Raw genomic sequence first — 22,931 nt, forward strand, 5'->3', positions numbered from 1 at the left:
CTGGTGAGCACCTACAGCTCAGCTGCGCGAGCGCGCAAGGCTCCGCAATCCCTTACGAGCGCCCTTGGGCGCGAGGGCATTCCCGGTAACGCCTCTCGCGCCCAAGGGCGCTCCTACGTCGGTACGGGGGCTTTGAGAGACCAAGGTCGCTCAGGCCGCTGAAACGCGCGACACACCGTAGGAGCGCACCCCGGCGCGACGGGCCTTGCCGGGAATGCCCTCGTGCCCGGGTGCGCCCTACCGCCACCACACAGCGTGGACATGCCCTCGCATCCCGACTGGGTACACTTCGCGGATGGAACCACGCGTCAGCGACACCCGTCCGATCGATCCCCGCCGCGCACAGCTGCAGCGCATGAAACTGCTGGCAGTGGCCCTGTTGTTGGCCATGTTCGCCGGCTTCGTCGTCAGCCACCTGATGGGCGAACACGGCATCTGGGCCTGGGTGTCGGCATTCTGCGAAGCGGCCACCGTCGGCGCGCTCGCCGACTGGTTCGCGGTGGTGGCCCTGTTCCGCCGCCCGATGGGGCTGCCGATTCCGCATACCGCGATCCTGCCGCGCGGCAAGGAGCGGCTGGCCGATGGGCTGGCCGGCTTCGTGCGCGACCAGTTCCTGGCCCCGGACGCGCTGATGGAAAAGCTCCGTGTCTTCGACCCGGCCAGTCGCCTGGGCGAATGGCTGTCCAAGCCGGAACAGGCGCGCATGCTGGCGCAGATGGCGCGCGGCTGGCTGCTGCAGGCCTTGAATCTGCTGGATGAAGAAGCCGTCCGCCGCGCGATCCAGCGCTTCGTGGTCGACCGCCTGCGCAAATGGAATGCCGCCGCCACCGCGGGCGATGTGATGGCCTTGCTCACCACCGATGGACGCCACCAGAAGTTGCTCGATGAAGTGCTGCTGCGGCTGGGCCAGTGGCTGGACGAAGAGAAGGTGAAGACCCGCACATCAGCGCTGATCGTGCGCTACGCACGCCGCGAGTGGCCCAAGCTGGTGGGCACGGTGAACTGGGTCAAGCCAATCGAAGAGATCGGCGACAGCCTGGCCGACCGCATGGCGCGCGCCGCGATCGACGAACTGCAGGACATCCTCACCACGCCCGAGCATCCAATCAGGCTCGACTATGAGGCGTGGCTGCAAACCTACATCGCCCGCCTGCGCGAGGAACCGGAAATGGCCGCGCGCGTGGAAGAACTCAAGCAACGCGCGATCGAGCACCCTGCCCTGCAGGAATACGTGCAAGGCCTGTGGAGCGAGATACGCGAAGCCCTGCGCAATGATCTGGCGAAGGAAGATTCGTCGATGGCCGCGCACATGGAGCGTTCGATGCAGTCGCTTGGCCAGTCGCTGTCACAAGACCCATCGCTGCGCGAAGCACTCAACGTGCACATGCTCGATGCAGCCGACAAACTCACCACGCGTCTGCGTGCATCGGTCACCGAGCACATCGCATCGACGATGAAAAGTTGGGACGAACGTCACCTCGTCGAACAATTGGAATTGGGGGTCGGCCGCGATCTGCAATACATTCGCTTCAACGGAACGTTGGTGGGTGGATTGATCGGACTTGCGCTGCACGCCTTGTCGATCTGGCTGTCGTTCTGATGCTGCAACCGCAGCGGTGATCATCACGCATGTGAATGCACTGGCAGTGTGGTGGCCGTGTGTGGTTTGCTGCGATACGTTGCGTCACACCGCAAGGCCGGCATCGCGTCGACCGCGGTAGGACGCAAGGCAACAGGCAAGGCAAAGGAAGAAACATGCCGCACGGCCGCTGGGATTTGCGCAGGAAATACGGACGCCGTGCCTCCATCGGCGCCGTCCTGCTGCTGAGCGCAGGCCTGATCGCCGCATTCCTGGTCGGCTTCGCGGTGCATCGGCATAACGAGCTGGAGCGTGAGCGGCGCTTCGATCTGGTGGTGCGGGTACTGGCGCGCAACATCAGCGAGCGCATGTACACCTTCGAGCATGGCCTGCGCGGCGCGCGCGGTGCGGTGATCGGTGCCGGCAGCGATGTGATCAGTCGAGACCGCTTCACCCGTTACAGCCGCTCGCGCGATTACCCGCGCGAATTTCCAGGCGTGCTCGGCTACGGCTACATCCATCGCGTTGCCGCCGCCAATGAAGCTGACTTCCTGGACGCCGCACGCGCCGACGGTGCGCCCGACATCCATCGCCGGCTGCTGGCGCCATGGGATGGCGAGCGCTACCTGGTGCTGTATTTCGAACCGGAGTCATCCGGTAACCGCCCGCTTGGGTTGGATGTTGCGTCCGAGCCACGCCGGCGGACCGCAGCGATCGCAGCCGCGCGCAGCGGCCAGCCGACCATGACCTCGCCGGTCTCGCTGTCGGGCTACCAGATTCCCAGCGAAGGCGGCTTTTTGGTGTTGTTGCCGGTCTACCGCGAAGGCATGCCACTGCAGACACCGCAGCAGCGCATGGACGCGACCACCGGCTGGGCCTACGCGCCACTCAGCGTCAAACAGATGCTGGAGAGCACCCTGGGCGACCGCGATGATGTTGCGATTAGCCTGAGTGATCGCGAGGACACCCAGCACACCTTCTACCGGAGCGGCATTGCCGCGCCAGAAAGCATGCGCCGCGCTGCACACACCCAGCTGCTGCCAATCTATGGCCGCACCTGGGTGCTTACCGCGCGGCCCACGCTGCACTTCATCGGCTCACTCAACCAGAACTCGCCGTGGCTGATGGGCAGCCTGGTCCTAGGCACCGCCATTCTGCTGGCCGCGCTGCTCGGGCTGTATTTCAGTAACGGCCTGCGTCGCGAAGAAGTGCTGCGCAAGCAGATGGAACTGGCCGCCCTGGTCAGCCATTCCAGCGAAGCGATCGTGGCCGAAACACCAGACGGTGAAATCACGCACTGGAACCCGGCAGCCGAGGCCATGTTCGGTTATCAGGCCGATGTGGCAATCGGCCAGAATCTGACCAGGCTGCTTTCGCCGCAACCTTATGCCATGCCGCAGATCGACCAGGACGAGGCAACGCCGGTCGCAGCCCTCTCCGCCGCGCAGACCATGCGCCACCGCGACGGGCATCAGGTGTTCGTGCTGGCGAGCAAGGCCCCGATCATCGAGCACGACAATGCGGTCAGCGGCCACTCGCATTTCTTCCGCGACATTTCCGAGCGTGTGCGCTCGCATCAGCGTATTGTCGATCTCAACGCCTCGCTCGAGCATCAGGTGGCCGAACGCACCAGCGAGCTGGTGCAGTTCTCGGTGCTGCAACGCGCGATCCTGGCGCACGCCGGTTACGCCATCATCGCCACCGATTCCAGCGGCTTTGTCACCCTGTTCAATCCAGCCGCAGAAAAACTGCTTGGCTACAGCGCCGACGATGTGATCGGCCGGCGCAAGGCCAGCCAGTTCATTGAAGCGGACGAACTGCAGGAGCGCGCATTGCGGCTGGCCGAACAGACCGGCACGCCGGTCGCCGGCACGCTGGAAGCGGTCGCTGCGCTCACCAGCCTCGGCCGCAGCGACACCAGCGAATGGACCTATGTCAGCCAGGACGGCCGTCGCCTGCCTGTATTGCTCACCTTGAGCACGTTGCGCGACGACAACGACCAGGTGATCGGGTATCTGGGCGTGGCGGTGGATCTCACCGAGCAGAAACTGCACGAAAAGCAGCTGCGTCTGGCAATGGACGCGGCCAGAAGCGCCAACCAGTCCAAGTCGGATTTTCTGGCCAATATGAGCCATGAAATCCGCACGCCGATGAACGCCATCCTGGGCATGCTGTACCTGCTCCAGCGCAGCGAGTTGCCGGGCGCCGCGCAGGACATGGTGACCAAGATCGACCGCTCCGCACGGTCGCTGCTGGAAATCATCAACGACATCCTGGACTTCTCCAAGATCGAGGCCGGGCGCATCGATCTGGAGCGCGCTCCGTTCGATCTCAATCAATTGTTCGACAACATCGCCGACCTGATGCGCTCCTCGCTCAGCGCCAAGCCGGTGGAGATGATCGTCGAGCCGTTGCCGCGCGAATGCCGCTGGCTGCTTGGCGATGCGCTGCGCATCAACCAGGTGCTGGTCAACCTGGTCGGCAATGCGATCAAGTTCACCGAACAAGGCGAAGTGGTGTTGTCGGTGCGCCGCTTCCCCAGTGGCGACCCCAACAAGATCAAGCTGCTGTTCTCGGTACGCGACACCGGCATCGGCATTTCCAAGGAAAAGCAGAGCCTGATCTTCTCGCCGTTCCTGCAGGCAGATACCTCCACCAGCCGCCGCTACGGCGGAAGCGGGCTGGGCCTCACCATCAGCCGGCGCTTGATCGAACTGATGGGCGGCGCGCTGGAAGTGGAAAGCGTGCCCGGGCGTGGCAGCGAGTTCTATTTCGTGATCACGTTGGAAAGAACCGACCCGCCCAAGGCCCAGCAGGAAGCGGCGCTATTGCCGCCCGAGTCCATGCCGCGCGTGCTGATTGCCGACGACCACGATGCCGCCTTGAACAATCTGGTGCGCATCGCTACCGAGCTGGGCTGGCGGGTGGATGCGGTGGCCAGCGGCCAGGCCGCGATGCAGGCGATCGAAGACGCCACCGAACCGTACGACATCTTCCTGCTGGACTGGCGCATGCCCGACATCGACGGCGTGGCGATCGCGCGCCAGGTGCGTGCCCGCGCCACACCCGGCCGGCATCCGGTGATCGTGATGGTCACCGCCTACGAACGCCGGCTGCTGGAGCAACACCCCGAGCAGCAGGACCTGGACGCAGTGATGACCAAGCCGGTGACCAGCGCCGCGCTGCATCGGCTGGTGGAACAGTTGGTCGACGAGCGCCCCAACGCGCGGCCGAGAACGCCAACCTTCGTCGCGCGGCGGCTGGAAGGCGCGCAGCTGCTGCTGGTGGACGACAGCGAGATCAACTGCGAAGTAGCTCAGCGCATCCTAGAAGGCGAAGGCGCCATGGTCACCGTGGCCCACGACGGCGAGCAGGCGGTGAACACGCTCAAGCGCGCGCCGGACCTGTTCCACCTGGTGCTGATGGATGTGCAGATGCCGGTGGTGGATGGCTACGAGGCCACCCGCCGCCTGCGCCAGATTCCGTCGCTGGCCAGCCTGCCGGTGATCGCGCTGACTGCCGGTGCCTTCCGCCCGCAGCAGGAAAAAGCCCTGGAAGCAGGCATGAACGGTTTCATCGCCAAGCCCTTCAACGTGGAGGAACTGGTCACCGCGATCCGGCACTTCCTGCAGCCCGGCAGCCGGCGGGTATCGTCGCTGCCACACGAACGCGCGCCGGCCGAGGGCCCGGAGTGGGCGCACACCGATCCGCTGCTGCTGGATGCCGCACGCGCGCAAAGCCTGTGGCGCGAGCGCGAGCCGTACGAGCGCTACCTGCTCAAGTTGCTGCGCGACAACCCCGACCCGGCCGAGACCGCCGCCGCGCATCTGCGCAACAACGAGCTGCCGGCGATTGGCGCACTGGCGCACAAGTTGCGTGGCGCCGCCGGCTCGCTGGCCCTGCCCGCCCTGGCCGGCGCGTCGGGCGATCTGGAATCGCGTGTGGAACAGGGCCACGACCTGACCGCCGCGCTGCTCGCGCTCAAGGACACCATGGCGCAGACCACCGCGGCCATCCACGCCTTCCTGCAGACCAGCCCCAGCGCGCAAGACGCCGGGCAAACCGGTGCCGCTTTGGACGACGACAGCGCGCTGATCCTGGAAAACGCGCTGCGCAGCGACGATGCCGACAAGATCGACCACGCGCTGCTGATCTGTGCCCCGCGTCTGCCACCGCCGTTGCAGGAAGACCTGCAGCGCGCCGTGGACGACTTCGATTTCCGCCGCGCCGAAGCCACCCTGCGCGATTGGCAAGCCAACCACCCACGCTGACCGTGTCCCCGTACCGGTTCGCAAGGATTCCGCATGCCAGCCCGTCCCCTGCTCTGTGTCGACGATGAATCCAGCAATCTGGCCACCCTGCGCCAATTGCTGCGCGACGACTATCCACTGGTATTTGCCAAATCCGGCGGTGAAGCACTGGATGCGGTGGCCCGGCATGCGCCGGCGCTGATCCTGCTGGACGTGGAACTGCCGGACATGGATGGCTACGCGGTAGCGCGCACACTCAAGCAGGACCCGGACAGCACCGCCATCCCGATCCTGTTTGTGACCTCGCGCAGTACCGAGCACGACGAGCGCACCGGCCTGGAGGCAGGCGCCGCCGATTACGTGAGCCGGCCCTACTCCGCCGCCTTGCTCAAGGCGCGCATCGCCACGCATCTGACCCTGGCCGAAAATGCGCGCCTGGCGCAGCAATACCGCGACGCCATCCATCTGCTGGGCACCGCCGGCCAGGGCCAGGACGCGGACACCGGCGCGCATATCTGGCGCATGGCTGCCTATGCGCGCCTGCTAGCGGAGAAAGTCGGCTGGCCACCCGCGCAGGCACAGCTGCTGGAAGATGCCGCGCCGCTGCATGACGCCGGCAAGATCGTCGTGCCCGGCAGCATCCTGCACAAGCCCGATACCCTGGACGAGCACGAGCGCGAGGTGGTGCGCCAGCATCCCCAGGTGGGCCACGACCTGCTGCGGCACGGCCGCGGGCCGCTGTTCCAGCTGGCTGCCGATATCGCCCTGCACCACCACGAATGCTGGGACGGCAGCGGTTATCCGCTGGGCGTGGCGGGCGATGCCATCCCCGAAGCCGCCCGCATCGTGGCGGTGGCCGATGTGTTCGATGCACTGTGCGGGCGCCGCGCCTACAAAGCGCCGTGGGCGGTGGAAGATGCCATGCGCAAGCTCGACAGCATGGCCGGGAAGCAACTGGAGCCGCGCCTGGTGCGCGCGTTTCGCGATGCCCTGCCGCAGATGCTGCAGATCAAGGACGCCTGGGATCGGGAGCGTTGAGAGCTGGGAATCGGGAGTTGGGAATCGGGAATGGAGGGGCACTGGGGGCGTTTTTGATTTTGGTGCTGTAGCGCGCGCTCGGATTTGCCAGGCGGTGTGTCTGTCATGCGAGATGGCGAGAGCTCGGGCGATCGCTGGCCAACGGTCTCGCCTAGTCGAGCAGGCGCTTGCAAACCGCCACGTTGCGCACGCAGTGTTGCCCGCTGCGTGCTTGAACCATCTGGCCGGCAGGCGGACAATGCCCATGTTGCGCCGCACAACACCGTGCGACGCGGGCCGCTCCAGCTGTCGCACCGTGCTGTTGCAGCGGCCCCGCAACCGAGACTCCGATGTCCTCCAGCGTGTCCGAGGCCGGCGCAGCGCCGGCGCCGCGTTATCCCGATTACCGCATCATCTCGCTGATCCTGGCCTGCGCCATTTTCATGGAGCAGATGGATGCGACCGTGCTGGCGACGGCACTGCCGACCCTGGCGCGCGACTTCGGCGTGGCCGCGCCGGCGATGAGCATCGCCATGACCAGCTACCTGCTGGCGCTGGCGGTGCTGATCCCGGCCAGCGGCGCGATCGCCGACCGCTTTGGGCTGCGTCGCGTGTTCAGTGCCTCCATCTGGGTGTTCATCGGCGGCTCCATCCTGTGCTCGCTGGCCGACAGCCTGCCGACGATGGTGGCCGCGCGGGTGCTGCAGGGCGCCGGCGGCGCGATGATGGCCCCGCTCGGGCGGTTGATCCTGCTGCGCACCGTGGAGCGCCGCCATCTGGTGTCGGCGATGGCCTGGACGCTGGTGCCGGCCTTCATCGGCCCGATGCTGGGGCCGCCGCTGGGCGGGTTCTTCGTGTCCTACCTGGACTGGCGCTGGATCTTCTACATCAATGTGCCAATCGGCATCGCCGGCTTTTTGCTGGTGCGGCGCTTCATTCCCGATATTCCCAGCGAATCGGCGCCCGCGCGCTTCGATCTGCGCGGCTTCGTGCTGTGCGGCACCGCCCTGGGCTGCCTGCTGTTCGGGCTGGAAATGGTCAGCCAGGAAGATGGCATCCCGCGCGCCAGCTGGCTGCTGGCCATCGGTGGTGCCGCGGCGCTGGGCTATCTGTGGCATGCGCGCCAGCATCCGGCGCCGTTGCTGGATCTGAGCCTGCTGCGGATCGACTCGTTCCGGCTGTCGGTGATCGGTGGCGCGCTGATGCGCATTACCCAGGGCGCGCATCCGTTCCTGCTGCCGCTGCTGTTCCAGATCAGCTTCGGTTTCAGCGCCGCGCACAGCGGCCGCCTGATCCTGGCCACCGCGCTGGGCGCGCTGCTGATGCGCAGCATCACCCCGCAATTGCTGCGCCGCTTCGGATACCGCAACAGCCTGATCGGCAACGGCGTGCTGGCCAGCCTGGGCTACATGGTGTGCGCGCTGTTCCGGCCAGACTGGCCGCCGGCGCTGATGTTCGGGTTGCTGCTGTGCTGCGGGGCGTTCATGTCGTTCCAGTTTGCCGCCTACAACACCATCGCCTACGAAAACGTGCCGGCCGCGCGCATGAGCCGCGCCAGCAGCCTGTACACCACGCTGCAGCAATTGATGCTGTCGGTCGGTGTGTGCGCCGGCGCGATGATCCTCAAGTTGGCGATGCTGGCGGGCGATCATCTGCAGCCGCAGCAACGCGATTTTTCGCTGGCGTTCTGCGTGGTCAGCCTGATCTCGCTCAGCGCCACGTGGTGGCACGTGCGCTTCGACAAGCATGCCGGGCAGGAAATGAGCGGGCACCGCGCCTGAGCCTGCGTCGCCGTGGCGAACGCACTGCACTTGGCTGAGCGCGCGCCTGTCATCGCGTGATGGCTGATCAGGCGCGCGACGCTGCGGTGGTTGCGCGCCTGCAGGCCGCAGCAACCAGCACCCCAGATCACAGCACCGTGCAACGCCCCGCCAGGCCGGACAGCGCAACGTCGCTGATCACCGCCGTTGGCGCAGCGCAGGCCGCAGCGATGATCGCCACTTCAAAGCCAGCGGCGTCCGGCGACAGCGCGGTATGGGTGATGCAATGCTGCGTCATCATGCCGGCTAGCTGAATCGCTGCGACATTCGCACCGGCAAGCGTCTGTCCGAGCGAGGTGCCCAGGAAGCTATCGGCCTGATGCTTCTCGATCACCGTGCAGCCTTCGAGCGCCGCGGCAATCGCCGGATGAAACTCGGCGCCCACGCTGCCATCGGCAAGGAACGGGCCATCGCCCGGTGCGGTGTGCCGGATGCCGATCACCACGTGGCCGGCCTGCTTGGCCTGCGCAATGTGCTCCAGGGCGCTGGCCAATGCCTGCTCGCTGTTCTCGAGCGGGAAACGGCCACCGGGGAAGTAATCGTTCTGGATATCCACCACGATCAATGCAGTGCTCATGTGTTGCTCCTCGAATGTCAGGGGGTTACCGGGTGTGGCCAGCCACACGCCGGTGTGCAGCGGCGCAACGGGATCTCAGTGACGCGCAGCGGCACTAAAGCAGCAAGCAGCGGTTGATGTCGCTTCCGAAATCCACCGCCACAGCTTGACGGCGACATCCCGGCACCGATACTGGCCTGCGAGACCAACATCGATGAGATCGGGCCATGCGCACGCAACGTTCAGTCCCCCCTAACCCTGCGCCGCTCTCGGTCGTGGTGGTGGCGCCAGCGGGCATCAGTCCCTTTCATCTGTCGGTGCCGATGATGATCTTCGACCTGCAGCCGGACGATTGCCCGCTGTTTACGCTGCGCATCGCCGCCGAAGACATGCGCGTCGCGCTGGCCGGAGGCCAGGTGCGCGTCACGCCGGATGGCGACCTGAGCCTGCTGGATGAGGCGGAGGTGCTCATCGTTCCCGGCTGGGCCGATCTGGACCGTGCTCCCAGCGCCGCACTGCGCGACGCGCTGGTCGCGGCGAATCAGCGCGGCGCGCACGTGGTGGGCCTTTGCTACGGTGCCTATGCGCTGGCTTATGCGGGCCTGCTGGATGGAAAACTGGCTTCGACGCATTGGCATGCCGAGGCCGATTTCCACCACCGCTTTCCGCGCGTTCGGCTGGACATGAATGCGCTTTACGTCGATGAGCAGCGCATCGTGACCTCGGCCGGAACCGGTGCGGCGCTGGATTGCTGCATGTATCTGGTCCGCAAGCTGTGTGGCGCGCGCCAGGCCAATGCGATCGCACGCATGATGGTGCTGTCGCCGCATCGCGATGGTGGCCAGGCGCAGTACATCGATCAGCCCGTGCCCGCCTCGCCACAGGATGCGGCCCTGAGCCGACTGCTGGACTTCATGCGCGCGGATCTGCAGCAGGATCATTCGCTGGATGCACTGGCCGAGCGTGTGGCGATGAGCCGGCGCTCGTTCACCCGCCGCTTCCACCAGGCCACCGGCATGACCGTGGGCGAATGGCTGGGCGCCGAACGCTTGCGGCGTGCCAAGGATCTGCTCGAATCCACCGCGCTGTCGATCGAGCAGGTGGCCGAACGATCCGGTTACAAAACCGCAGTGTCGTTCCGGCAGCGCTTCAACCAGGCGTTCCAGACCAGCCCGCGCGACTGGCGCAAGCGATTCACCCTGCTAAAGCAGGAATCGTTGCGGGTTTGAACAATGCGTTTTCTGCGCATCGTCATGCGTTGCGTGACACGGATGCCGCGCAAAAAAAAGCGCCCGCAACTGCATGCGAGCGCTTTTCAAATCAGAGCGTCAGGCGACGCGGAGCACGCAGACGTTGCGTCCTGGGTGCAGTAACACGTCACCACCGCCGTTGTTCCTGCCAGGCGTAGTCAAGCTAAATCAATGCAGCACACCGGCACACCTGAAAGGCCGAAAGCACCCGGCCACCACGCGCAACGCTGCCGCCCACCAGACGCATGACGGCGAAGTCGCAACTCCGCCGTCATGCCACACCTACAATTACACGCCGTGCGCAGCCAGCTGGCCCAGACGTTGCACGGCCACCGACACGGTCGGGTAGTCGAGCGTTTTCTGCTCGGCCACATCGCTCAGCATCGCCAGGGTGAAACGCAGGCTGGAGTCATCGCGTGCCAGCCAGTTGGCCACCTTGTCCTCGGCACTGGCGCCGGGCATCGACAACACCTGACCGGCCAGCGTGCGCTGGTGCGCGGCCAGTTCGTCGCGCAGCACGCCACGTGCCACCGCGTGCCAACGGCCGTTGACCTCCAGCGCGTCGATCTGCTCGAACAGCCACGGCAGACGCAGCGCTTCGCCAAGACGGAAATGCACCTTGGAGACTTCCACCGGCTTGAGCTTGCGCGTGCGCGCCAGTTCGATGATGTCGAAGGCCGGTTCCAGGTAACGCAACTCGCACAGCTGTTGCGCCAGCTCGGGCGTGAGCCCTTTCTCCTGCCATTCCTGCACGCTGGCTTCGTACACCGGGCGCTGCGCATCCGGCAGCACGCCGGACGCCACGCGGATGTCATTGAACGGGCCGTGGTAGCGCTCCACCGCCGCAGTAATCCCAGGCATCTGGCCCGGGCGCGACAGTAGCCAGCGCACGAACGAGCGCTGCAGGCGCCAGATCACTTCCAGCGCGTCGATCTGTACCGATTCGGGCACCTTGCCGTCCAGCGCGTCGATCTGCGTCCACAGCGCGCGCGCATCCAGCGTTTCGCGGCTGATGGTGTAGGCCTTGGCCACCTCGGCAATGCTGCGGCCGGTGTCTTCCTGCATGCGCATCAGGAAGGTGGCGCCCATGCGATTGATGGTGGTGTTGGTCACCGCGGTGGCGATGATCTCGCGCTTGAGGCGGTGGCGCTCCATCGCATCGGCGTACTTCTTCTGCAGCGGCTGCGGGAAATACCGCTGCAGCTCCTTGGACAGGTACGGGTCTTCGGGGATGTCCGATTCCAGCAACTGCTGGAACGCCACCAGCTTGGAGTACGACAGCAGCACCGACAACTCCGGCCGGGTCATGCCCTGCCCGCGTGCCTTGCGTGCAGACAGCTCGGCATCGGAGGGCAGGTATTCGATCTGCCGATCCAGCAGGCCCTGCAGCTCCAGCGTGCGAATGAAATGCTGCTTGGAACCCAGGCGCTTGACGCTCATCCGCTCCATCAGGCTGATGGCCTGGTTCTGGCGGTAGTTGTCCCACAGCACCAGGTCGGCCACTTCGTTGGTCATCGACGCGAGCAGCTTGTTGCGCGCGTCGTAGGTGAGCTTCTTGGCCTGCACCACATCGTTGAGCAGGATCTTGATGTTCACCTCGTGATCGGAGGTGTCCACGCCGGCCGAGTTGTCGATGAAGTCGGTGTTGAGCAACACGCCGGTCTGCGCAGCCTCGATGCGGCCAAGCTGGGTCAAGCCCAAATTACCGCCCTCGCCAACCACCTTGCAGCGCAGCTCGCCACCATTGACGCGCAGGCCGTTGTTGGCGCGGTCGCCGACGTCGCCGTGCGACTCGCTGGCCGCCTTGACGTAGGTGCCGATGCCGCCGTTCCAGAACAGGTCCACCGGCGCCTTGAGGATGGCGTTCATCAGCTCATTCGGCGACAGCTGCTTGACGCTGGCGTCCAGCCCCAGCGCCTCGCGCACCGGTGCGCTGAGTTCGATCGACTTGAGCGTGCGCGGGTAGATGCCGCCACCGGCGCTGATCAGCTTGGCGTCGTAATCGGCCCAGCTGGAACGCGGCAACGCGAACAGCCGCTCACGTTCGGCGAAGGACGCCGCCGCATCCGGGTTCGGGTCCAGGAAAATATGCCGGTGATCGAACGCCGCCAGCAGGCGGATGTGGCGCGACAACAGCATGCCGTTGCCGAACACGTCGCCAGACATGTCGCCGATGCCGACCACGCTGAAATCCTGGCTCTGGCAATCGCGTCCCAGTGCACGGAAGTGGCGCTTGACCGACTCCCACGCACCGCGCGCGGTGATGCCCATGCCCTTGTGGTCGTAACCGACCGAGCCACCGGAGGCGAATGCATCACCCATCCAGAAGCCGTGGTCCAGCGCGAGGCCATTGGCGATGTCGGAGAAGGTGGCCGTGCCCTTGTCGGCCGCCACCACCAGGTACGGGTCGTCCTGGTCATGACGCACCACCTGCGGCGGCGGCACGATCTTGCCGCCGACAATGTTGTCGGTAATGTCCAGCAGGCTCTGGATAAACAGCTTGTAGCAGGCGATGCCTTCGGCCTGGACCGCATCGCGATCGCCGCCCACCGGCGAGCGCTTGACGTAGAAACCGCCCTTGGCGCCGACCGGCACGATGACGGTGTTCTTGACCATCTGCGCCTTGACCAGGCCCAGCACCTCGGTACGGAAATCCTCGCGGCGGTCCGACCAACGCAGGCCGCCACGCGCCACCGCGCCAAAGCGCAGGTGCACGCCTTCCACGCGCGGGCCGTACACGAAGATCTCGCGGTACGGGCGCGGCTTGGGCAGGTCCGGCACCAGCGACGAGTCCAGCTTGAAGCTGATGCAATGGCCGTGCTTGCCATCCTTGCTGGTCTGGTAATAGTTGGTGCGCAGCGTTGCATCGATCACGTCGATGAAGCTGCGCAGGATGCGGTCTTCGTCCAGGCTGGAGACGCGGTCCATCAGCTTGAGCAAGGTGGCGCGGGTGGCTTCCTGCTGCGCGGCGCGGTCGCTGCCGCGCGCCTGCAGCACCGGTTCCAGTGCCTTCAGCGTGACCTCGTCGCCGGCAGCCAGCACCGACAACTGCTCGCGCAGGCGCTCCTGTCCGGCAAGGATCTGCGCCTTGGTTTCGCCGCCGGTGGACGGGTCGAAGCGTGCTTCGAACAATTCCACCAGCAGGCGGGCCAGCAGCGGGTAACGGGTGAAGGTGGCCTCGACATACGCCTGCGAAAACGGCGTGGCCGTCTGCAGCAGGTATTTGCAGTAGCCGCGCAGCAGAGCTACCTGGCGCCAATGCAGGCCGGCAGCCAGAATCAGCCGGTTGAAGCCGTCGTTTTCCGCATCGCCATTCCAGATGCGCTCGAACGCCTCGCCAAACGCCGCATCGGCGCTGTTGGCGTCGATGTGGCCGGCAGTGGATTCAACCTCGAAGTCCTGGATGTAGACCGGCGTGTCGCTGACCTGCAAGCGGTACGGGCGCTCGGAGATCACCCGCAGGCCCATGTTTTCCATCATCGGCATCGCGTCGGACAACGGGATGTCGTCGAGCTGGCGGTACAGCTTCAGGCGCAGGCCGTCGCCAGTATCCAGGCGCACCGCGCTATCGCGGCGCACTTCCTGCAGGCTCAGATGCAGATCGTTAGGGCCATCCAGCGCGGCCAGGTGTTCGACGTCGGCGACCGCCGATTCGATCGACGAATCCTCGATGTAACCGGCCGGCAGCGCGCGGCCGAAATTGGCGGCCATACGCAGGCCATGCGCTTCGCCATGACGGGCGACCAAGGCCTCGCGCAGGGCGTCATGCCAGTTGCGCAGCACATGCGCCAGGCGGGCTTCCAGCGCGGTGGTGTCGAACTCCAGCGCCTCGCCACTCTTGGCACGCACAATCAAGTGCAACTGCGCCAACGGCGATTCGCCCAGCACCACGCTGGAATCGATGTACTCGCCATGCAGCGCATCTTTCAGCAGCGCTTCGATGCGCAGACGCACATCGGTGTTGAAGCGCTCGCGCGGGATGTACACCAGCGCAGAAATGAAACGGCTGTACTTGTCGCGACGCAGGAACATGCGGCTGCGCACGCGCTCCTGCAGCCCCAGGATGCCGATCGCAGTGCGATACAGCTCGTCCTGATTGGACTGGAACAACTCCTCGCGCGGCAGCGTTTCCAGGATGTGGCGCAGCGCCTTGCCGCTATGGCTGCTCGGGGTCAGCCCGGACTTGCTCATCACGTATTCGTAGCGCTGGCGCACCAGCGGGATTTCCCACGGGCGGCGGTTGTACGCGCTGGAAGTGAACAGGCCCAGGAAGCGCTGCTCGCCGACGATGCGGCCCTTGGCATCGAATTCCAGGATGCCGATGTAATCCATGTAGCCCACCCGATGCACACGCGAACGTGCATTGGTCTTGGTCAGGATCAGCGCGTCCTTGAGCTTGGCCGAGGTGTTCAGGCCATGCGCGGCCAGCGAGGTCACCGGCCGTGCCGGCGAAATGTCATGCCCGCGCATCAGGCCCAGGCCGCTTTCTTCCACCGGCGCCAGCACCTCCTGGCCGTCCTGCTTCTCCACGCGGTATTCGCGGTAGCCGAAGAAGGTGAAGTGGTCCGAGGCCGCCCAGCGCAGGAATTCCTGCGCTTCGTGGCGGCTGATGTCGTCCATCGGCAAACGGCGCGTGGCCAGGTCGTCGGCAAGCATCACCATCTTTTCGCGCATTGCCGCCCAGTCATGCACGATCGCGCGCACTTCGGCCAGCACCTTGCGGATGGCCGCCTCCACCTTGGGCATTTCGTCGGCCGGCTGGCGGTCGATCTCCAGCACCATCAGCGATTCGCTCTTGCCCTCGCCCACCGCGATGAGCTTGCCGCCCTTGTCGCGCGCAATGCGCAGCACCGGGTGGCCAAGCACGTGCACGCCGATCCCCAGTTCCGACAACGTCATGCTCACCGAGTCCACCAGGAACGGCATGTCGTCGTTGACGATCTGCAGCAGCGTGTGCGGCGACTCGTAGCCGTGGCTCTTCAGGGTCGGGTTGAACACCCGCACATTGACCGTGCCGGCCTTGCGCGTACGCGCAAACTCCAGCATGTCTGCCGCCAGCGCCGCCCACTGCTCCGGCGGGTGGTTGGGAAACTCGTCTTCTTCCATGCGGCGGTAGAAATCGGCGGCGAACAGCTGCACTTCCGACTGACGCGCGGCCGGGTAGCGCTTGCGCAATGCGGCAAACACCGGCTCGAGGGTGATCTCCTGCGGAGCAGTGGCGACCACGGGGACGGCACGTTCGGCGACCGGCTTGGCTGACGTCGTGGACGAGTTCGAAGCGGCTTTCTTGGCTTTCATGAGAGAGCTGGGATGCTCGGTGGAAAACCTGAATTGTACCGATGCACGATGACGACGCCTTGCTGCATAGCGCAAACGCAGGCAGGCCACGGCTTTTGCAAACTGGAGCAACGCCGGCGGCGGCGCATTACAGGAGTGAAGCGTCGCCCAACCGCCTCTTGAGGGCCTCGATTGCCCGCGCGCCAGACGGCGCAAGGCTTGCGGACCTGGGTCGCAGAAAAGTTGCGCAGACCAGACGGGCGCCGTCAAGGCTGTTTAAAAACTAAACTGGACGGTATAGTCTACCGCCATGACCCCTCGTTCCCCCCGTGCTGCCCGGCGTTCCGACTGCGACCGCCGTATCCACGCTGCCGTGCACGCGCTGCTGGCCGAGCGCGGCATGCGGGTAAGCATGACGGCGGTGGCCGAGCGCGCGGGCTGTTCCAAGCAGACCCTCTACAGCCACTACGGCTGCAAGGAAAACCTGCTGCGCGACGTGCTGCAGGAACACGTGCAGCTGGCCACGGTGCCGCTCGGGACCGCCACCGGCGATCTGCATGAAGACCTGCTGGCCTTCGCACTGGCCCATCTTGACCGGCTCAATCGCCCGGATGTGCTACAGACGTGCCGTCTGGTGGAGGCGGAATCGCACCGGTTCCCCGGCCAGTCGCAGCAGATCTTCCATGAAGGCGTGGTTGGCATGCAGGAACGACTTGCGTCGCGGTTTGCACAAGCGATCGACGCCGGTCAGCTGCGGCATGACGATCCGCACTTCATGGCCGAGCTGCTGCTCAGCATGATTGTTGGCCTGGATTTTGACCGTCAGCGCTTTCAGGTGCCACACCGCGCCGGCCTGCCCGCCAGGCAGCAGTGGGCACAGTTCGCTATCGACACGTTTATGCGTGCGTTCGCCGCGGTGGTCACGCCGCCCCGGACGCCCGCGCGTTCCTTTCTCACTTCAAGACCCTAACGGAGTTCCTCCTCATGATTGCCCCGCTCCGCACCTTCGGCCTGGCCTGTGCCATCACCGTGGCGCTCGCTGCCTGCAGCAAGCCCGAACAACAGCAGGCTCCGCCGCCGCCGGAAGTGTCGGTGCTGGAAATGAAACCGCAGACGCTGCCGCTGGAACGTGACCTGGTGGGTCGCCTCTCGGCGTTCCGCTCGGCCGACGTGCGTGCCCGTGTGGACGGGGTGCTGCTCAAGCGCCTGTACACCGAAGGCACCGACGTCAAGGAAGGCCAGCCGCTGTTCGAGATCGACCCGATGCCGCTGCGCGCAACGCTGCTGCAGGCACAGGGCCAGCTGGCTGCCGCCGAGGCAACCTATGCCAACGCTAAGATCGCCGCGCAGCGCGCGCGCAGCCTGGCGCCGCAGCAGTACGTCTCGCGCGCCGACATCGACACCGCCGAAGCCACCGAGCGTTCGTCCGGCGCCAGCGTGCAGCAGGCGCGCGGAGTGGTCGAGTCCGCCCGCATCCAGCTCAGCTTCGCCAGCGTGACCTCGCCGATCACCGGCCGCGCCGGCATTCAGCGCGTCACCGAAGGCGCGCTGGTCGGGTCGGGTGAAGCCACCTTGCTGACCACGGTCGACCAGATCGACCCGCTGTACGTGAACTTCGCCATGAGCAGCGAAGAACTGGCGGCACTGCGTCAGGCGCAGAGCAGCGGCAACGTCCAGCTCAGCGGCGACGGCAAGTCCACCATCAACGTGGAACTGGGCAACGGCACGCAGTACCCGCACCCCGGCACGCTGGACGTGTCCGCGGTGACGGTGGACCCGAGCACCGGTGCGGTGTCGCTGCGCGCCACCCTGCCGAACCCGGAAATGGCGCTGCTGCCGGGCGCGTTCGTGACCTTCAAGGCCAGCCTGGGCCAGCGCAACAATGCCTATCTGGTGCCGCAGCAGGCGCTGCAGCGCGATGCCACCGGCGCCTACGCGCTGGTGCTGGGCAAGGACGGCAAGGTGGTCCGCAAGAACCTCACCGTCGACGGCCAGCAGAAGGGCCAATGGATCGTCACCGCCGGCGTCGCGCAGGGCGACCAGGTCATCGTCGACGGCGTGCAGAAGGCGAAGGAAGGCCAGCCCGCCAAGGGCGTGCCGTGGGATCCGAACAAGCCCGCGCAGGGCGGCCAGCCCGGTGCGCCGGGTGCAGCCCCGGCCGCGGGTCAGTCCGGCAACGGCCAGGGCGCACCGGCCGGTGCCGGCAAGGCCGACGCTGCCGCTCCGGCGGCTGGCGAACAGCCCAAGTCCGATGACGCGGCCCAGCCGTCCGATTCCCAGTCCAAGCAGCAGTGACGGAACCCCGCCATGCCTAAGTTTTTTATCGAACACCCGGTCTTTGCCTGGGTGGTGGCGATCCTGATCTCGCTCGCGGGCGTGATCTCGATCCTGAATCTGGGTATCGAATCGTACCCCACGATCGCCCCGCCGCAGGTCACCGTCACCGCCAACTTCCCCGGTGCCAGCGCCGATACCGCCGAAAAGGCGGTGACGCAGGTCATCGAACAGCAGCTCACCGGTATCGACCACCTGCTGTACTTCAACTCCTCGTCGGCCTCCAACGGCCGCGTGACCATCACGCTGACCTTCGAAACCGGCACCGACGCGGATATCGCGCAGGTGCAGGTGCAGAACAAGGTGTCGCTGGCCACGCCGCGCTTGCCTTCGGAAGTGACCCAACAGGGTGTGGTGGTGGCCAAGGCCAACGCCGGCTTCCTGATGGTGGCCGCGCTGCGCTCGGACAACCCGTCGATCGACCGCGATGCGCTCAACGACATCGTCGGTTCGCGCGTGCTCGAGCAGATCTCGCGTGTGCCCGGCGTGGGCAGCACCAACCAGTTCGGCGCCGAGTACGCCATGAACATCTGGTTGAACCCGGAGAAGCTGCAGGGCTACAACCTGTCGGCCACCCAGGTGCTGACCGCGGTGCGTAACCAGAACGTGCAGTTCGCGGCCGGTTCGGTCGGTGCCGACCCCACCCCGCAGGGCATCAGCTTCACCGCGACCGTCTCGGCCGAAGGCCGTTTCAGCTCGCCGCAGGAGTTCGAAAACATCATCCTGCGTACCGATAACAACGGTGCCACGGTGCGGCTTAAAGACGTTGCACGCGTCACGGTGGGCCCGAGCAACTACGGCTTCGACACCCAGTACAACGGCAAGCCGACCGGTGCCTTTGGTATCCAGTTGCTGCCGGGCGCCAATGCGCTGAACGTCTCCGAGGCGGTCGGTGCCAAGCTCGACGAGCTGCAGCCCACCTTCCCGCAGGGCGTGACCTGGTTTGCGCCGTACGAGTCCACCACCTTCGTGCGTATCTCCATCGAAGAAGTGGTGCACACGCTGGTGGAAGCCATCGTGCTGGTGTTCCTGGTGATGCTGCTGTTCCTGCAGAACTTCCGCGCCACGGTCATCCCGACCCTGGTGATCCCGGTGGCGCTGCTGGGCACGTTCTTCGGCATGTACGTGATCGGTTTCACCATCAACCAGCTGACGCTGTTTGCGATGGTGCTGGCGATCGGCATCGTGGTGGACGACGCGATCGTGGTGATCGAGAACGTCGAACGCATCATGAGCGAGGAGCACCTGGAGCCGAAGGCGGCCACCCAGAAGGCGATGACCCAGATCACCGGCGCGGTGGTGGCCATCACCGTGGTACTGGCGGCGGTGTTCATTCCCTCGGCCATGCAGCCGGGCGCCTCGGGCGCGATCTACAAGCAGTTCGCACTGACCATCGCGATGGCGATGGCGTTCTCCGCGTTCCTGGCGCTGAGCTTCACCCCGGCCCTGTGCGCGGCGTTCCTGAAGTCCACCCATTCGGACAAGAAGAACTGGATCTACCGCACCTTCGACAAGTACTACGACAAGCTGGCGCATCGCTATGTCGGTGTCGTCGGCAACACGCTCAAGCGTTCGCCGGCCTGGATGGTGGTGTTCGTGGTGCTGGTGGTGCTGTGCGGCTTCCTGTTTACGCGCATGCCGGGCAGCTTCCTGCCGGAAGAAGACCAGGGCTTTGCCGTGGCCATCGTGCAGCTGCCGCCGGGTGCCACCAAGATCCGCACCAACGAGGCCTTCGCGCAGATGCGTGCGGTGCTGGAAAAGCAGCCGGCCGTGGAAGGCATGCTGCAGATTGCCGGCTTCAGCTTCCTGGGCTCGGGCGAAAACGTCGGCATGGGCTTCATCCGGCTCAAGCCGTGGGAAGAGCGTGACGTCACCGCCGAGCAGTTGATCCAGCAACTCAACGGTGCCTTCTATGGCATCAAGGGCGCGCAGATCTTCGTGGTCAACCTGCCTACCGTGCAGGGTCTTGGCCAGTTCGGCGGCTTCGACATGTGGCTGCAGGACCGTTCCGGTGCGGGCCAGGAGGCGCTGACCCAGGCCCGCAACATCGTGCTCGGCAAGGCGGCGCAGAAGCAGGACACCGTGGTGGGCGTGCGCCCGAACGGCCTGGAAAACTCGCCGCAGCTGCAGTTGCATGTGGACCGCGTGCAGGCGCAGTCGATGGGTCTGGAAGTCAGCGACATCTACAGCTCGATCCAGCTGATGCTGGCCCCGGTGTACGTCAACGACTACTTCTCCGAAGGCCGCATCAAGCGCGTCAACATCCGTGCCGACGACCAGTTCCGCACCGGCCCCGAGTCGCTGCGTAACTTCTTCACCCCCAGCAGCACGGCGACCGGTGCAGATGGTCAGCCGGGGATGATCCCGCTGAGCAATGTGGTCAAGGCCGAGTGGACCTACGCCTCGCCGGCGTTGAACCGCTACAACGGCTATTCGGCGGTGAACATCGTCGGTAACCCGGCCCCGGGCGGCAGCTCCGGCCAGGCGATGCAGGCGATGGAGGAGATCGTCAACAACGATCTGCCGCCGGGCTTCGGCTTCGACTGGAGCGGCATGTCGTACCAGGAAATCATTGCCGGTAACGCCGCAACGCTGCTGCTCGCGTTGTCGGTGGTGGTGGTGTTCCTCTGCCTGGCGGCACTGTACGAAAGCTGGTCGATTCCGGTGGCCGTGCTGTTGGTGGTGCCGATCGGCGTGCTGGGTGCGATCACCTTCTCGATGCTGCGTGGCCTGCCGAACGATCTGTACTTCAAGATCGGCATGATCACGGTGATCGGCCTGGCGGCGAAGAACGCGATCCTGATCGTGGAGTTCGCAGTCGAGCAGCGCGCGGCCGGCAAGACGCTGCGCGAGGCAACGCTGGAAGCGGCGCATCTGCGTTTCCGCCCGATCCTGATGACCTCGTTCGCGTTCATCCTGGGTGTGTTGCCGCTGGCGATCTCCACCGGCGCCGGCGCCAACTCGCGTCACTCCATCGGTACCGGCGTGATCGGCGGCATGGTGTTCGCCACCGTGCTCGGCGTGATCTTCATCCCGCTGTTCTTCGTGGTGGTGCGCCGCATGCTCGGCGACAAGCTCGACGAGCCGTCCAAGGAATACCTGGCCGTGCAGAACGACAGCGGCACGCATCGCCCGGATCGTTGAGTCAGGCGTTCGCTGTAAACCAAAAAGCCCCGGCAATGCCGGGGCTTTTTTTGTGTGCTGCAGCGACGAAACGCGATGCCCCATAGGAGCGCCCTTGGGCGCGATGGAGCTCTACCGCCTCAGCGTATCGAAGTGATTCGACAGTGCGGAGAGATCAGTTGTAGAGCAGCTGGTCTGCGGCGTCGGTGCAGGGCCCTTGCCCGCCTACCATCGCGGGAGACGCTGCAGTACCTCCCTGTAAGCTCTGACGCGGCATCCATGCCGCGTCAGGTCCCGCGATGGTAGGCGGGCAAGGACCAGTCGGAATGTCGGTGTGCGGAGTTTTTCAACAGAGCACCGTTAACCGTCTGCTGCAGTGTCTTCGTTCTTCAAATAACGTCACCAGCCAACTGCCTGGTGCGGTGCCCTCGCCGCTTGCGGGACCGTGTGGCGGCATGGATGCCGCCACCGAGCCCCCAGGGACGGGTTCACGGCGTGTCCCGCGAGCGGTGAGGGCACCGCACGCGCGACGAGCCAGGATTTTTGGCCGGCGCTGGCGCTACTTGGGGACAGTTAGATACCCGGCCTGCGGGCGCCGGTGGAGCCGCGCACCACGCAGCGGCCGGTCATCACCATGCGGCGGATCGGCAGCTGCGGGCTGGCCAGGCGTTCGAGCAGCAGCGACATCGCCGCGCGGCCCATGTCCTCCACCGGCTGTTCGACCACGGTGATGCCGGGTTCGACCAGATCGGTCCAGCGCTCGTTATCAAATCCCGCCAGCGCCAGGTCCTGCGGCAGCCGCAGGCCGGCGGTACGGGCGGCCTTCAATGCGCCCATCAGCAGCAGGCTGTTACTGGTGACGATGGCCTCGGGGCGGTCGGCGGCGGCCAACCACTGCTCCAGTTCGGCAATCGCGGCCTCGGCGGTGGGCGCCACTTCGCGGTAGTCCGGTGCCAGACCCTGGGCATGCATGGCGGCCAGGTAGCCGTCGCGGCGCTCGGCCGCGGTGGTGCTGGTGCTGCCGAACAACCCGCCGATGCGGCGGTAGCCCTGCGCTTGCAGATGCGCCACCAGTTCGGCCATGGCCGCGGCGTTGTCCAGCACCACGCTGTCGTAGCGGCTGCCGGGACCGGCGCGGTCCACCAGCACGGTGGGGTAATCCAGTACCAGCTCGTGCATGCGCCCCACCGTGACCCGGGTGGGCGCGAAGATCAGCCCGGTGATGCGTTCTTCCTGCATCAGCTCCAGATACAGCGCCTCGCGCTCGGGATCTTCATCGGTATTGCACAGGGTCACGCGCATACCGGCCTTGTAAGCGACCTCTTCCACAGCACGGATCAGCGCGGTGAAGTACGGGTTGCGGATGTCGGCCACGATCACCCCGAGGATGCCGGAGTGCTGGGATCGCAATCGCCGAGCCATCAGGTTGGGGCGATAGCCGGTCTGGCGCACCGCAGCTTCCACCTTGGCGCGCACCTCCTCGCTCACCGGGCCGGTGCCCAAGGCGCGCGACACCGTGGACTTGGACACCCCGGCCACGCGGGCCACGTCATTGATGCTGATACTCACTGGGACCGTTCCCGCTCCATATTGCGCACCTGGACCCAGGCGCCCTGCGATTCCGATGCTAACCCGAAAGCGCTACAGGGTTTTTGTGCACCGCACATTGACCTGGACCGTGGGAACGTTCCCACTATACTTCCCAGCCGTCCCCCACCCCCGGAG

The 22,931-nt window shown here is 65.7% G+C and carries 11 protein-coding genes; 8 read left to right on the forward strand and 3 right to left on the reverse strand.

All coding sequences use genetic code 11. The features are described 5' to 3' along the window. The first annotated feature begins 295 nt into the window (after positions 1 to 295). The 4 genes from QRM89_RS15025 to QRM89_RS15040 all read left to right on the forward strand — a co-directional run bounded on the left by QRM89_RS15025 (position 296) and on the right by QRM89_RS15040 (position 8,627). Complete coding sequence (locus QRM89_RS15025; RefSeq protein ID WP_012438094.1) at positions 296 to 1,600, forward strand: DUF445 family protein; 1,305 nt, start codon at positions 296 to 298, stop codon at positions 1,598 to 1,600. Positions 1,601 to 1,755: 155 nt separating this feature from the next. Continuing rightward, positions 1,756 to 5,850, forward strand: a complete 4,095-nt coding sequence (locus tag QRM89_RS15030; protein ID WP_285448360.1) for a response regulator — start codon at positions 1,756 to 1,758, stop codon at positions 5,848 to 5,850. Between the two features lie 33 nt (positions 5,851 to 5,883). Beyond that, positions 5,884 to 6,867 carry an HD domain-containing phosphohydrolase gene (locus QRM89_RS15035; RefSeq protein WP_285448361.1) on the forward strand — a complete coding sequence of 328 codons (984 nt, stop codon included), beginning with the start codon at positions 5,884 to 5,886 and terminating at the stop codon, positions 6,865 to 6,867. A 329-nt stretch (positions 6,868 to 7,196) separates the two neighbouring features. After that, positions 7,197 to 8,627: a DHA2 family efflux MFS transporter permease subunit gene (locus tag QRM89_RS15040; protein WP_103702160.1), complete on the forward strand. Its 1,431-nt coding sequence runs from the start codon at positions 7,197 to 7,199 to the stop codon at positions 8,625 to 8,627. A 127-nt stretch (positions 8,628 to 8,754) separates the two neighbouring features. On the opposite strand, the gene QRM89_RS15045 is transcribed toward QRM89_RS15040, so the two are convergent. Then, positions 8,755 to 9,243: an isochorismatase family protein gene (locus QRM89_RS15045; protein WP_042597750.1), complete on the reverse strand. Its 489-nt coding sequence runs from the start codon at positions 9,241 to 9,243 to the stop codon at positions 8,755 to 8,757. Positions 9,244 to 9,449: 206 nt separating this feature from the next. Between QRM89_RS15045 and QRM89_RS15050 the strand changes: the two genes are divergently transcribed. Further along, entirely contained in the window at positions 9,450 to 10,451 is a 1,002-nt protein-coding gene (locus tag QRM89_RS15050; protein WP_285448362.1) for a helix-turn-helix domain-containing protein, read from the forward strand. Positions 10,452 to 10,760: 309 nt separating this feature from the next. On the opposite strand, the gene QRM89_RS15055 is transcribed toward QRM89_RS15050, so the two are convergent. Continuing rightward, positions 10,761 to 15,770 carry an NAD-glutamate dehydrogenase domain-containing protein gene (locus tag QRM89_RS15055; RefSeq protein WP_285448363.1) on the reverse strand — a complete coding sequence of 1,670 codons (5,010 nt, stop codon included), beginning with the start codon at positions 15,768 to 15,770 and terminating at the stop codon, positions 10,761 to 10,763. Positions 15,771 to 16,059: 289 nt separating this feature from the next. Here QRM89_RS15055 and QRM89_RS15060 point away from each other — a divergent pair, with 289 nt between their 5' ends. From QRM89_RS15060 to QRM89_RS15070, 3 genes are read left to right on the forward strand one after another with little or no spacing between them, the layout of a single operon-like run. Further along, positions 16,060 to 16,719: a TetR/AcrR family transcriptional regulator gene (locus tag QRM89_RS15060; protein WP_285448364.1), complete on the forward strand. Its 660-nt coding sequence runs from the start codon at positions 16,060 to 16,062 to the stop codon at positions 16,717 to 16,719. Positions 16,720 to 16,733: 14 nt separating this feature from the next. After that, the gene (locus QRM89_RS15065; protein WP_225042356.1) at positions 16,734 to 18,044 is read left to right on the forward strand and encodes an efflux RND transporter periplasmic adaptor subunit; all 1,311 of its coding nucleotides are present in this window, start codon (positions 16,734 to 16,736) and stop codon (positions 18,042 to 18,044) included. Between the two features lie 12 nt (positions 18,045 to 18,056). Then, positions 18,057 to 21,227: a multidrug efflux RND transporter permease subunit gene (locus QRM89_RS15070; protein WP_012438086.1), complete on the forward strand. Its 3,171-nt coding sequence runs from the start codon at positions 18,057 to 18,059 to the stop codon at positions 21,225 to 21,227. A 552-nt stretch (positions 21,228 to 21,779) separates the two neighbouring features. Here the strand turns inward: QRM89_RS15070 and QRM89_RS15075 are convergent. Beyond that, on the reverse strand, positions 21,780 to 22,775 hold the full coding sequence (locus QRM89_RS15075) for a LacI family DNA-binding transcriptional regulator (protein ID WP_115005109.1): 996 nt from the start codon (positions 22,773 to 22,775) through the stop codon (positions 21,780 to 21,782). Positions 22,776 to 22,931: the final 156 nt, after the last annotated feature.

This window comes from Xanthomonas sp. LMC-A-07, assembly GCF_030208825.1.
In the GTDB taxonomy this organism is placed as follows: domain Bacteria; phylum Pseudomonadota; class Gammaproteobacteria; order Xanthomonadales; family Xanthomonadaceae; genus Xanthomonas; species Xanthomonas campestris.

What these genes read in the sequence shown, in the direction of transcription:
- QRM89_RS15025 (WP_012438094.1), top strand. Translation starts at nt 296, where the DNA reads ATGGAACCACGCGTCAGCGACACCCGTCCGATCGATCCCCGCCGCGCA.
- QRM89_RS15030 (WP_285448360.1), top strand. Translation starts at nt 1,756, where the DNA reads ATGCCGCACGGCCGCTGGGATTTGCGCAGGAAATACGGACGCCGTGCC.
- QRM89_RS15035 (WP_285448361.1), top strand. Translation starts at nt 5,884, where the DNA reads ATGCCAGCCCGTCCCCTGCTCTGTGTCGACGATGAATCCAGCAATCTG.
- QRM89_RS15040 (WP_103702160.1), top strand. Translation starts at nt 7,197, where the DNA reads ATGTCCTCCAGCGTGTCCGAGGCCGGCGCAGCGCCGGCGCCGCGTTAT.
- QRM89_RS15045 (WP_042597750.1), bottom strand. Translation starts at nt 9,243, where the DNA reads ATGAGCACTGCATTGATCGTGGTGGATATCCAGAACGATTACTTCCCC.
- QRM89_RS15050 (WP_285448362.1), top strand. Translation starts at nt 9,450, where the DNA reads ATGCGCACGCAACGTTCAGTCCCCCCTAACCCTGCGCCGCTCTCGGTC.
- QRM89_RS15055 (WP_285448363.1), bottom strand. Translation starts at nt 15,770, where the DNA reads ATGAAAGCCAAGAAAGCCGCTTCGAACTCGTCCACGACGTCAGCCAAG.
- QRM89_RS15060 (WP_285448364.1), top strand. Translation starts at nt 16,060, where the DNA reads ATGACCCCTCGTTCCCCCCGTGCTGCCCGGCGTTCCGACTGCGACCGC.
- QRM89_RS15065 (WP_225042356.1), top strand. Translation starts at nt 16,734, where the DNA reads ATGATTGCCCCGCTCCGCACCTTCGGCCTGGCCTGTGCCATCACCGTG.
- QRM89_RS15070 (WP_012438086.1), top strand. Translation starts at nt 18,057, where the DNA reads ATGCCTAAGTTTTTTATCGAACACCCGGTCTTTGCCTGGGTGGTGGCG.